General features: G+C 39.4%; 11 protein-coding genes. 5 read left to right on the top strand and 6 right to left on the bottom strand.

Going from position 1 to position 11745, the window contains the following annotated elements; translation table 11 throughout:
• The first annotated feature begins 49 nt into the window (after positions 1-49).
• From gyrA to lspA, 5 genes are all read left to right on the top strand, one after another.
• The gene (gene gyrA, locus ABIL69_04030; GenBank protein ID MEO0123154.1) at positions 50-2470 is read left to right on the top strand and encodes a DNA gyrase subunit A; all 2421 of its coding nucleotides are present in this window, start codon (positions 50-52) and stop codon (positions 2468-2470) included.
• 80 nt (positions 2471-2550) lie between these two features.
• Positions 2551-2994, top strand: coding sequence for a cytidine/deoxycytidylate deaminase family protein (locus ABIL69_04025; GenBank protein ID MEO0123153.1), 444 nt, complete (start codon positions 2551-2553; stop codon positions 2992-2994).
• A 144-nt stretch (positions 2995-3138) separates the two neighbouring features.
• Positions 3139-3846: a tetratricopeptide repeat protein gene (locus ABIL69_04020; GenBank protein MEO0123152.1), complete on the top strand. Its 708-nt coding sequence runs from the start codon at positions 3139-3141 to the stop codon at positions 3844-3846.
• Entirely contained in the window at positions 3839-4207 is a 369-nt protein-coding gene (locus tag ABIL69_04015; protein ID MEO0123151.1) for a TraR/DksA C4-type zinc finger protein, read from the top strand. The genes ABIL69_04020 and ABIL69_04015 overlap by 8 nt, the downstream gene beginning before the upstream one ends.
• On the top strand, positions 4173-4676 hold the full coding sequence (gene lspA, locus ABIL69_04010; GenBank protein MEO0123150.1) for a signal peptidase II: 504 nt from the start codon (positions 4173-4175) through the stop codon (positions 4674-4676). The genes ABIL69_04015 and lspA overlap by 35 nt, the downstream gene beginning before the upstream one ends.
• Here lspA and nrdD read toward each other — a convergent pair.
• From nrdD to ABIL69_03980, 6 genes are all read right to left on the bottom strand, one after another.
• Positions 4666-7089, bottom strand: coding sequence for an anaerobic ribonucleoside-triphosphate reductase (gene nrdD / locus ABIL69_04005; GenBank protein MEO0123149.1), 2424 nt, complete (start codon positions 7087-7089; stop codon positions 4666-4668). The genes lspA and nrdD overlap by 11 nt on opposite strands.
• Positions 7071-7544, bottom strand: coding sequence for a transcriptional regulator NrdR (gene nrdR, locus ABIL69_04000; GenBank protein MEO0123148.1), 474 nt, complete (start codon positions 7542-7544; stop codon positions 7071-7073). Before nrdR ends, nrdD begins: the two co-directional genes overlap by 19 nt.
• A 106-nt stretch (positions 7545-7650) precedes the next feature.
• Complete coding sequence (locus tag ABIL69_03995; protein MEO0123147.1) at positions 7651-8094, bottom strand: hydrogenase maturation protease; 444 nt, start codon at positions 8092-8094, stop codon at positions 7651-7653.
• Between the two features lie 132 nt (positions 8095-8226).
• Entirely contained in the window at positions 8227-9687 is a 1461-nt protein-coding gene (locus ABIL69_03990; GenBank protein ID MEO0123146.1) for a Ni/Fe hydrogenase subunit alpha, read from the bottom strand.
• A 1-nt stretch (position 9688) separates the two neighbouring features.
• Positions 9689-10654, bottom strand: coding sequence for an oxidoreductase (locus ABIL69_03985; protein MEO0123145.1), 966 nt, complete (start codon positions 10652-10654; stop codon positions 9689-9691).
• The gene (locus ABIL69_03980) at positions 10654-11076 is read right to left on the bottom strand and encodes a hydrogenase iron-sulfur subunit (GenBank protein ID MEO0123144.1); all 423 of its coding nucleotides are present in this window, start codon (positions 11074-11076) and stop codon (positions 10654-10656) included. Before ABIL69_03980 ends, ABIL69_03985 begins: the two co-directional genes overlap by 1 nt.
• Between the last annotated feature and the right edge of the window lie 669 nt (positions 11077-11745).

Below are 11745 nucleotides of genomic sequence, written 5' to 3'. Positions count from 1 at the left end.
TAAACCTCGTTAAACCTTGACTCGGTGCGTTTTCTGGGTATAATTAAATATGGAAGAACGCATAAATACCGTATATATCGAAGAAGAGATAAAATCAAGTTATCTTGATTACGCAATGAGCGTCATTGTGGGTCGGGCTTTGCCCGATGCTCGCGATGGCTTAAAACCAGTCCAGCGCCGGATTCTATATGCAATGAATGAGGCAGGGCTTGCTTCAAACCGTGCCCATAAAAAGAGTGCTACGGTGATCGGTGATGTGCTTGGTAAATACCACCCCCACGGTGATATGGCAATATACGATGCCCTGGTCAGAATGGCACAGGATTTTTCAATGCGCTATCCCTTGGTTGATGGCCAGGGTAATTTTGGTTCAATAGATGGTGATGCAGCAGCGGCATATCGTTATACCGAAGTTCGTTTTACACCGATTGCCGAAGAACTTTTAAGAGACTTAGAAAAAGATACGGTAGATTTTATTCCGAATTTTGACGGCAGGTTAAAGGAACCTGTCGTCCTGCCTGCTGGTTTTCCAAATCTACTGTGTAATGGTGCTTCAGGTATTGCAGTCGGAATGGCAACGAATATCCCACCCCATAATCTTGGTGAAGTTATTAATGCGCTAAACGCAATGATAGATGACCCTGAGATAGAAGATAAAAAACTTTTAAAATACATTCCGGGACCGGATTTCCCAACCGGTGGAATCATCGCTGGAAAAAAGGGTATTGAAGATGCATATTTAACCGGCAGGGGTAGAATCTTTGTAAGGGGAAAGATAAAGGTTGAAGATTTAAAGGGTGGAAAACAGGCGATTGTGATAATGGAGATTCCGTATCAGGTAAACAAGGCAGCACTCCTTGAAAAGATGGCGCAACTGGTCAAAGAGAAAAAGATTGAAGACATTTCGGACTTAAGGGATGAATCAGATAAGGATGGGATAAGGGTCGTTGTTGAATTAAAAAGGGATGCCAATCCTGAAATTGTTTTGAATAATCTCTATAAATATACAAATTTACAAACAACATATAGCATTCAAATTCTTGCATTGGTTGATGGAGTTCCTAAGACTATCACTCTAAAACAGGCACTAAGGTATTTCCTTGATTTCCGTTTTGAGGTCATAACCCGCAGGACAAAGTTTGAACTTGCCGAGGCAGAGAAAAAGGCACATATCCTTGAAGGATTGAAGATTGCGATAGAGAATATAGATGAGGTAGTAAATATTATTAAAAAATCTGCAGATGTAAAGACTGCAAAAGAAAGATTGATGAAGAGATTTTCACTCACCGAGGTTCAGGCGCAGGCAATACTTGATATGCGGCTTGCCCGATTGACCAATCTTGAGAAAGAGGCACTGGAAAAAGAATACTTAGGATTAATAAAAGAAATTGCTCGATTGAAATCAATTCTTTCATCACCAAAAGGGGTATATGGTGTAATAAAAAAAGAATTGAACGACCTTGCCGCAAAGTATCAGGATAGCCGCAGGACCACGATTACAGAAATGGAGCCTGAAGAACTCACGATTGAAGACCTGATCGCGGAAGAGGATATGGTTATTACCCTTACCCAGCGTGGATATATAAAGAGACAGCCTATCACAACTTATCGCAATCAGACCCGTGGGGGACAGGGGAGAAAACTTGTTGAGACCGGAGAAGAGGATTTTGCAAATCAATTGTTGATTTCAAAGACCACCGATACCCTTTTATTCTTTACCGATACGGGAAAGGTATATGCGACAAAGGTATATGAAATTCCTGAGGCAGGTCCATTTTCAAAAGGCAGGTCAATTGCAAATTTGATTGAAATGGGTGAGGGTGAGAAGGTCACCGCCTGTCTTGGTATAAAAGAATTTTCAAATAAATTCTTTATCTTTATGACGACAAAATTTGGCAAAGTGAAAAAGACCGCGCTTGATGAGTATGAGAATGTCAGGAAGAAAGGGATTATTGCAATAAAATTAGAAGAAGACGATAAATTGATCGCTGCGGAACTCACAACCGGAAAGGATTCTGTATTATTGACGACACGGGATGGCCAGACGCTGAGATTTTCTGAAAAGAAGATAAGACCGATGGGAAGGAATGCAAGCGGTGTCAGGGGAATGAAACTTGAAAAGGGTGATGAGGTTGTGAGTTTTAATATCGCCCGTGAAGAAGAGGATATGCTAATTATTGGTGAAAATGGGCTTGGAAAGAGGATAAAATTTGCTGATGTGAATGAGAAAGGAAGAGGTGGTAAGGGTGTTCGGGCAATGACAATTGATGAAAAGACTGGAAAGGTTGCGGGTGCAGTAAATGTTAATGACGAAGATGATTTGATTGCAATGACCAAGAGTGGTAAAGGCATAAGGACCCCAGTGAATGCGATAAGGGTAATGGGAAGGGCAGCAAAGGGCGTAAAAATCATCAGTCTTGAAAAGGGCGATAAGGTCGCTTCAGTTGCAAGGATAAAGGCTGAGGTATAGCCAGGCGTGCAACGCATACCGTGAAACGAAGACGATCAACGAAACGGGCTGCGAAACCGTATGACGATTTACGGGATTCTATGAGGCAATCCTGGGATGAATATTTTATGGCGATTGCAGAACTTGTCGCAAAACGTTCCACCTGTTTACGCAGGCAGGTGGGGGCGGTCATTGTGAAAGATAAGAGAATCCTTGCAACCGGCTATAATGGTGCACCGAGCGGGATTGCCCATTGTGAAGAGGTAGGGTGCTTGCGCGGGAAGATGGGTATTGCATCAGGTGAAAGACACGAATTATGCCGTGGTGTCCATGCTGAACAGAATGCAATTATCCAGGCAGCAAATTTTGGGGTAAACATTGAAGGTTCTACAATCTATACTACGCATCAGCCCTGTTTTATCTGCACAAAGATGTTGATAAATGCAAAGATCAAAAAGATAATATTCAAAGAGCCATACCCGGATAAATTGGCGATTCAAATGCTCAAACAATCCGGCATAAAATTCAGTAAGCTTAAGAAATAAAAGCAAATTTTGGTGATTTAATTCATTAAATAAATGTAGTATTTGGAATGAAAAAATTTATTATAATTTTTGGATTTATTGTGTTAGGAAAGAAACTTTTTAATTGGCATATTGACATCTATTAATTTATAAATATAATTCACCATGGACCAGGCAATGGCAAAGATATACAGCGACGCCCTCCAGGCTTATGAAAAAGGACAGGTTAGGGAGGCAATTGAAGGTCTCAGAAAGGTGGCTTCAGCATATCCCAATTATCCTGATGTCCATAATGCCCTTGGGCTTGCTTATTCGCTCGCCGGAAATTACAAATATGCGATTGAAAGTTTTAAAAAGGCAATAGAAATCAATCCTGAATACATTGAGGCATATGTAAATATGGCGATTGTCTATAATGAGCAATGTCAGTTTGATGAGGCTATAAAGTCATTTGAGAAAGCAGCCGCCCTTGAAACAAAGGAAAAAGGATATTCGCCTCAGTTAAAGATCAAACTTGCCAATACCTATATGCAGCTCGGTGATACCTATTATGAATTACAGGAATATAAAAAGGCAAGAGATGAATACCAGAGGGCAATGGAAGTTAGCCCAAACTTTCTTGATATCAAATTGAAACTGGCTAAAACCTATAACCAGCTTGGTGACCATAAAGCAGCAGAAAAATTGCTCCACGATATATTAAATCGTAACAAAAAATATCTTGAGGCAAGAGTTCTTTTGGGTTTATGCTATTATCAGCAGCGTAAACACGATAATGCAAAAAAAGAGTGGGAAGAGGTTTTGAAGATAGATCCTACGAATATCAAGGCAAAGGCATATTTAAATATGCTAAAGGAGAAAAAGAATGGTTAAAAAATTCAAAAAGTCAGAATTAAAAGAATTTGAAAAGATATTACTCAAGGAGCGAGAAAAAATATTGAAGGGGATAGATTATGGAACTGGACAGATTTCTACTACCCAGACTGAGGCATCGGGTGACCTTTCAGCGTATGCAAACCATATGGCTGATCAGGGAACAGAAACAGAAAAGAGGGAGTTATCTTCTTTAAATATTACCCGTCAAAGAGAGACATTATTTAATATTGACCATGCATTGAGAAAGATTGTCCAGGGCCGTTATGGTATTTGTGAAAAATGCGGAAAATTGATTGAGAAAAGACGTTTAAAGATAGTCCCCTATGCAAGATTCTGTATCAAATGCACCGCGAAGTAAAAATATTAAATATTTTTTAATCCCGGTCGTTCTTGCATTATTTTTAGACCAGATTTCAAAAATATTAGTCGTAAATTATTTAACACCATTTGATCCACCGTATGAAGTAATCGGCTCAATCCTTAGATTCAATCTCGCGTATAATCCCTATGGTGTTTTCAGCATCTCTTTTGGTCCTCCGTACTTATATTATTTATTCCATATGATTGGTATTATAATATTCACAATCTTGGGACTTTCACAGAATTCAAAATTCCGAGTTGTCCTTTTTGGATTAATTGTAGGTGGTGCCATTGGTAATATTGCCGACCGCATCAGATTGAAATATGTAATAGATTTCATTGATATGGGCATAGGTAACCTGAGATGGTTTACCTATAATCTTGCAGATGCATTTGTCGTAGTAAGTGCTATTTTATTGATTATAAACGAACTTTTCTGGAACCGCAGTAAGAATCCTAAAACTTAGATCTAAATCGGTCTTTTAACTCAGCTTTCTTACCTTTATTCCAACCCGATACTTTACTGAAATAACCGGTTACCCTTGTGATATGGTCAATCTTTTTGCTCCCGCATAATGGACAAGATTCCGCCAGCCCCCGCGATGTTCGGAAACAAGAATTGCAGGTTGTAAATTCTGGAGAGAATGCAATCTGGGCATTGCGCGTATTGTTAAATGTCTTTACTACAAAATTTGCAATAGATTCTTTTGGTGGTTGTGACTCGCCCAACCAGACATGGGTCAATGCGCCAGCCTCAATCATATCATGGAATTTCCCTTCAACCTTTACGCGCTCAATCGGATCAATAGCCATACCGATATTCAGATAAGTTGAGTTTGTATAATATACGGAATTCGTTTTAATGTCGCCTTTGACAACAGATAGTGCTTCATTGGGGAAATGCTCAAGGTCAAGACGCGCCATACGGTGGGCAGCAGACTCAGCAGGTGTCTGTTCCATAACAAACCGCATATTATATTGCTTAGAAAGTTCCTTTACTTTATGATACATATAAGATATAACTTTTAATCCAAATTTTAAGCTCTCTATATCTTCATGCATTTCTTTACCGGTATGATACTGAACGAGTTCGTTTAATCCTAAAAGGCCAATGAGAAAAGTTGCTCGGTGCAGACGAAGATAGGGTTCGCCATCCTGTTCCATTGTTAAAAGGGCAAGCGGTCCTTCGTCCTTGAGATTTATCAATTTTTCAATAAATAACTTTTTCTGAATATGTGCCTTAACTGCGTAATCAAGCAACTGGTCAATCTTTTTGAATAATAATTCATCATTACCTTTTGCGAAATATGCTGCACGGGGAAGATTTAGAGTGACATTCTGTAATGCTGTATAACGCATTTTCCACGGTGTTTTGGCGTCATCTATGTCGCTTTGTTCCAGTTTAAATGATAATCTACAACATTCTGAAATCTTTGCGGTTTCACCACGGTCAAAGACATAATAGGTATTACCACGTTTTGAAGAAACTTCGGCAATGTGATTTAGAAAATCCTGCCATCCAGGGGTGCGGAAAAAATCTTCGGTAATATGGACAAGTGGCTTGGGGAAGAAGAATGGTCTACCGGTTCCATCTCCATCAAGATATATATCAAATAATGCCCAGGCAAATTTTTGTGCTTCAGTCTGATAATCAATATATTTCTTTCCGGTATATTGACCACCAGGACCAATGGCATCAACCTCTCTAAAGTGCTTTGGGATTTCCCAGTAAATATTTAAATCTGAGAATATTGCCTGTCCGCCGCGGGCTACCGATTGCTGGGAATATTCAAAGACCATCATCTGGGCGACCTGATGGATTTCTTTGTCAGACATTCCAATTAAAAAAGGAGCGAAGAATATATTTACTGCATCCCAGCCAATAGCACCGGCAAAATGTCCCTGGAGTGCTGCCGAGAATTTCACCATATGGGCAAGAAGTGTATCAGGGTGTTTCGCGGGTTTTGCAATTGATAATGCATTCGGCAAATTCAAACCGAATTTTTTTACATATTCAAGGGATTGTCCTGAGCAATAAGGACGGTCCCCAAACCCCAAATCATGAAGATGAATATCACCCCTTATATGGGCATCGGCGACCTCACGGCTGAATATCTGAGACAGCATATATTGTTTTTTTATCGTTTCGGCAAGGGTCATATTCGTTGCTTCCGGATTATGGGGAATATTGGCATTTTCACGGTTTGCATAAAGAATAATCTTTTCTGCATCATATAGTGGCACACCGAGACGCATATGGCGCAAACGGGCATGCTCAAGCCCGTGTTCAATGAGTTTCATATTTACAATTTCTCTTATAAGGGCTGAAGATAGTAACTCAACATTTGAATTTAATATCGTTTCTTCAGTCTCCCGGGCAATCTTTTCCGCAGTATCACGGTCAATATTTGTTTCATTTAATAAAGCATCAACTATCTTGGAACGGTCCCAGGATATAAAATCATCATCCGAAGTACGCACAAATAATGCATAATCTGTAGTTTCCCGTTCTTCGGGTTTTTTTTCTAATAATCTTTTCTTTCTTAATATTTCTCTTTGTTTCCTATATAAAATAAATGCCTTTGCAGTTCGGGCATTACCATTTTCAATTAGAACTTTTTCAACTGCATCCTGAATTTCTTCTACTGTCGGTGGTTTATCCCCCTTTATTGTATAAAGGAATAAAACCACCTCATCCGCTAATGCCTCCGCAATCTTTCTATTTTCTCCACCTACTGCCCTTGCCGCCTTGAATATTGCATTGGCAATCTTTGATTTGTCAAACGGAACAACCTTTCCATCCCTTTTTATAACATATTGAAAAATTTTTTCCTTAGGAATATCCTCACCAAGGCTGAGTCTTAATGCTTTTTCTTCCATCTTCGCTCCTTTTTTAATTTTTGTAATTCTTGAGCAAAATAGTCTATATTTTTAAATTTTTTGTAAACGGATGCAAATCTTACATAAGCAACCTCATCTATTTTTAATAAACGGTCTAAAACCATCTGCCCAATCTCTGAAGATTTCACCTCCATTTTATAACGGTCTGAAAGAGAATCTTCTATTTCGTTAACGATAGATTCAATCTTTTGTGCTGAGATGGGTCTTTTTCGACAGGCAAGCGCAATACCACCCAAAAGTTTTGAACGATCATAAGGTTCCCTTGTGCCATCTCGTTTTATAATAACCAACGGCATTCTTTCAACTGTTTCATAGGTGGTAAAACGAAAATGGCATTTTAGACATTCCCTTCTCCTTCTTGTTACAGAACCTGCCTGCGAACCTCTTGTTTCAAGTACTTTATCACGATTGTGACCACATCTCGGACACTTCATAATCTCCTTCTTTTATATGGTATCCCTACCAATAAAAAACACTACATATAGAGCCACGCACCCATTATATCCATAATTTCAATTATGTCAAGAGGGAAGTTAAAAGTTAAATTTTTGACTTAAGGCTATGCATTATTTTATCCAAATTTTTTTTTAATCCAACACTTATTTCTTCTCCAATCGTTCCTTTTTTATCAACAACAATGCCAAAAATTTTTATTTTTTCGGGCAATTTAATATTTAATTGTCTACCGAGTTCAACAGCATTAGCAAAATTCAAGCTGTGTAAATAAGAAAAACTTTTTAACCCCGCAAAATCTTCAAGTCTTAATTCTATTAAACTGCCCGGTGGTAAATCAGGTTTTAAAAAACTATCAATTACAATTACTTCATCGAAACCTTCTATTGCCTCAAGAAAATCAATGCCACTGAAGGCACCGGTCTTTAGTTCATAATCAGGAAAAATGTCTTTTAATCTTTGAGCAATGATTATACCCAAAGCATCATTGCCACAATATTCATTACCAAGTCCTAAAAGCAATTTTTTCATCTTGGTAATTATATTCCAAAAGTTTATATAATCAAGAGATTTACCAGACAATCAAAGAACACGACAAAATAACCAAAACAAAGTCCCCCTTGAAAAAGGGGGACTTAGGGAGATTATAAAAATATCAATCGGTTAGTTTTTTATCGTTCTGATAACCTCACCATCTTTATTATGGATATTTATCTCAATTGGCACCTGTCCCGGTAGATTATGCGTGGCACAGGCAAAACATGGGTCATAGGCACGGAATGCCATTTCAATCATATTCAATAAGCCATCATTTACAACACCATTTTTAATCAAATTTCTTGCTGCCTTTTCAATGGACATATTGATTGCCGCGGAGTTATTGACTGTTGCAACTATTAAGTTTGCTTTGGTCAATCTTCCTTTTTCGTCGGTTTCATAATGGTGGTAAAGCGTTCCTCTTGGTGCCTCAATCACACCGATTCCTACCTTTGGAGTCTTGAAATCCATATTCCTGATCTTTGGGTCAACTATCTCTGGGTCATTTATCAACTCTACCATTTTTTCTGCAGCCTGCATCGCTTCAATGACCCTTGCCCAGTGCGTTGCAAGTGTATTATGAACCGGTTTTCCACCCAAAGTTGCATAGAATTTTTCATAGTGTTCCTGGGCAATGGGTGTAGCCATTCCATCTGATGCATTGAGCCTGCCCAGAGGTGCAACCCTGTAAACCCCACTGTCCTTGCCATCAACAAATCCTTTCCAGCCCACATTCTTTAGATAAGGGAATTTAATATAAGTCCAGGATTCAACTCCTTCGGCAATGTGGTTGAGATAATCCCTTACCTTGAATTTTGCAAATTCTTTTCCATCCGGGTCAACGACACGAATCCAACCATCATAGAAATTTACTCTGTTATTGTCATCAACGAGTCCCATATAGTAAGTCTTGTGCTTGTAGATATCGCCGACGATCAGATCAACATAGGCTTTATTCTTTAAGACAATATCATCAAATGCCTTTAGTGTGAACTTGGCGAACTCCACTGCATCTTCGGCAATCTTCTTCCATTCTTCCTGCTGTTCTTTTGTGATACCCTTGGAGACACCGCCGGGAAGTCCATTGACCGGATGGACAACCCTGCCACCAAGTGTTTGAATAATATTTCTTGTCCGTTTTCTTATATCAATCACCTTTTTGCCGATTTCCAATCCAACCTTTGCAATAACACCAAGCACATTACGCTGTCCTGCAGGCGCGTCAGGTCCAACAATAAAATCCGGACCACCGAGGAAATAAAAATGGAGATTATGGTCTTCAAACATAAATGTATTATACTGAAATTCCCTAATCTTTCTTGCAGCAGGTGGTGGTTCTACTCCGTATAAATCATCGAGTGCCTTGGTTGAACACATATGATGGGCAGTTGGACAGACCCCGCAAATTGTCTCGGTGATTCTCGGCATCTCTTCAGCAAGTCTTCCAATCGCAAATCTTTCGTAGCCGCGTAATTCTGGAATCTGGAGACAGGCATGGGCAACATTCCCAGCATCATCAAGGAATATATCTATCTTACCGTGTCCTTCTAATCTTGTTATTGGGTCAATTGTAATTTCTTTATACATACTACACCCCCTGCTTTCTGCGCAAAATTGAAGTGGGCAGAGAATACATATAGAAAAGGCCTATGGGGTCAATGATTTGTTCTGTTATCTTCTTAGCCTCTTCTTCGGTATTCGCATCAATGATTGAGGCAAGGGCAGATAAGAATTTTGCACCCTGGTCAATCACTTCCTTTGTTGGACCAAAACATCCCCGGCAGGGAATATTTGCATTGATACATCTTTCACCACAGCCACCGCGGGTTGCCGGTCCAACACAGATTATCCCTTCAGCAAGAAAACATTTTTCAGGGTCAGCAATGACTTCATGGATTCTTTTTATCTCTTTTATGACCATCTTGTCTGGTTTTGTTTTATTTCTCGGACAGGTTTCACACAAAGATTTTTCGGAGGCGATCACTGTTCCTTTGGGCGGTAGGTTCCCCGACAACAGGGTTAAAACCCCTTTCATTATTAAATCTGGCGGCGGCGCGCAACCTGGAAGATAGTAATCAACATCTATTGTTTGATCAAGGGATTTCACTGTATCATAGAATTCAGGGAGGGTCAATTTCCCCTGCGGGATTTCTGTAACTGGTTGTGGATAGACATTATTAGGATTGACCGTTGTGTGGGTCAATTTGTATGCAGTTTCAAAAATCTCTTTTCTGTTAGCGACATTTGCCAATCCCGGGATACCACCGAGGTGGGCACAGGCACCGAAGGCAACGACGAGTTGAGACTTCTGTCTCAAAAGTTTAACGATGTGCTCCTGTTCTGAATTTCGGACCGAACCATTGATAAAACTAACAAGAATGGATTTATCCGGCATTGCTTCAATATCTTTATATTTGAAATCCATTGCTACAGGCCAGAGGATTATATCAACTGCATCAACTACTTTTAATATATCTTCAGCAAGATCAACAACCGCCTCTTCGCATCCGCCACAAGAGGCACACCAGTATAAGGCAACTTTAGGTTTTGCCATTACGCCTCCTTTTTTAGAGGATTGGGACCTAACTTTTTGATATCCTCAACAAATTCTTTTATTGTACGTGCAAATTTTGTCCCCTCAGCCGCAGATATCCATTCCAAGCGTACTCTCCGTTTATCTATACCCATCTCTTCAAGAAGTTTTTGTAAAATGGCGATACGCTTATTGGTTTGGTAATTACCAGTCTGATAATGGCAATCTCCAAAATGGCAACCACCAATGAAAACACCATCCGCACCTTCTTGTAATGCCTTTAATATAAAAGAAGGTTCCAGCCCGCCCGAGCACATCAATCTTATTGGAACTATATTAGGTGGATACTGGAGTCTGCTAACGCCTGCAAGATCCGCTGCCGCATATGTACACCATTTACACATAAATCCAATGATTTTTGGTTCAAAATTTTCATTCATAATATTTCTCCTAAGGACAATTTTATTTAATTTATAGAAAAAGTCAAGCAAAAATTTTGGATAAGACTGATATGATATTCAAGCATACAGCAATTAAAGCATGCGTTATCCGGGGATATAAAGGGAAAGGGGTGGGGTAAATTGAAACTCGGAAAACGGTTGCGAAATGCGTAACGGCTTAGAAAGTCGGTTTCGTTTCACGACCAACGACGGACGAAGCGCTTTTCGCAACCGACAAACGAAACAGAGGATTTTATATTGATATCTTATTTGGTTTCGGTTTTGTCCGAGTTAGGGGATATAAAGGGAAATCAAGGGATACCATGGGAGTGTATTTAATTCGTAAGAATTTTATAAAAGGCTTACGCATTAATTCCAACCATAAAACTATCCACCCACGAACATAATTATCGCTATCGCTTGGGGCAGTATGATGTGGGGTTTGGGATTGGAAATAAGATAGGGTTTGGTTAGTGGTTTTGTTAAATGTAGGGCAAGGCTTGAGCCTTGCAACAAAAATAAGCAAACCTAAAGGTTTGCCCTACAATACTCTGTCACACTGAATTTATTTCAGGGTCTTAAAAAGTTTTATGATTTTTCGAGCATTGTCCCGATGAAAATTGGAATACGGAAAATGGCATGAGATGCCGAAATAGATTCGGCATGACATTG

Source organism: candidate division WOR-3 bacterium (assembly GCA_039802005.1).
Lineage (GTDB): Bacteria > Hydrothermota > Tepidihabitantia > SM23-42 > JAOAFX01 > JAOAFX01.
Note: the sequence above shows the minus strand (reverse complement) of the source record. Positions and strands in the feature narration are given on the sequence as shown.

Coding starts and splice junctions, on each gene's coding strand:
- ABIL69_04025 (MEO0123153.1), top strand. CDS start 2,551: ATGAGGCAATCCTGGGATGAATATTTTATGGCGATTGCAGAACTTGTC.
- ABIL69_04015 (MEO0123151.1), top strand. CDS start 3,839: ATGGTTAAAAAATTCAAAAAGTCAGAATTAAAAGAATTTGAAAAGATA.
- gyrA (MEO0123154.1), top strand. CDS start 50: ATGGAAGAACGCATAAATACCGTATATATCGAAGAAGAGATAAAATCA.
- lspA (MEO0123150.1), top strand. CDS start 4,173: ATGCAAGATTCTGTATCAAATGCACCGCGAAGTAAAAATATTAAATAT.
- ABIL69_04020 (MEO0123152.1), top strand. CDS start 3,139: ATGGACCAGGCAATGGCAAAGATATACAGCGACGCCCTCCAGGCTTAT.
- ABIL69_03995 (MEO0123147.1), bottom strand. CDS start 8,094: ATGAAAAAATTGCTTTTAGGACTTGGTAATGAATATTGTGGCAATGAT.
- ABIL69_03985 (MEO0123145.1), bottom strand. CDS start 10,654: ATGGCAAAACCTAAAGTTGCCTTATACTGGTGTGCCTCTTGTGGCGGA.
- ABIL69_03990 (MEO0123146.1), bottom strand. CDS start 9,687: ATGTATAAAGAAATTACAATTGACCCAATAACAAGATTAGAAGGACAC.
- nrdR (MEO0123148.1), bottom strand. CDS start 7,544: ATGAAGTGTCCGAGATGTGGTCACAATCGTGATAAAGTACTTGAAACA.
- nrdD (MEO0123149.1), bottom strand. CDS start 7,089: ATGGAAGAAAAAGCATTAAGACTCAGCCTTGGTGAGGATATTCCTAAG.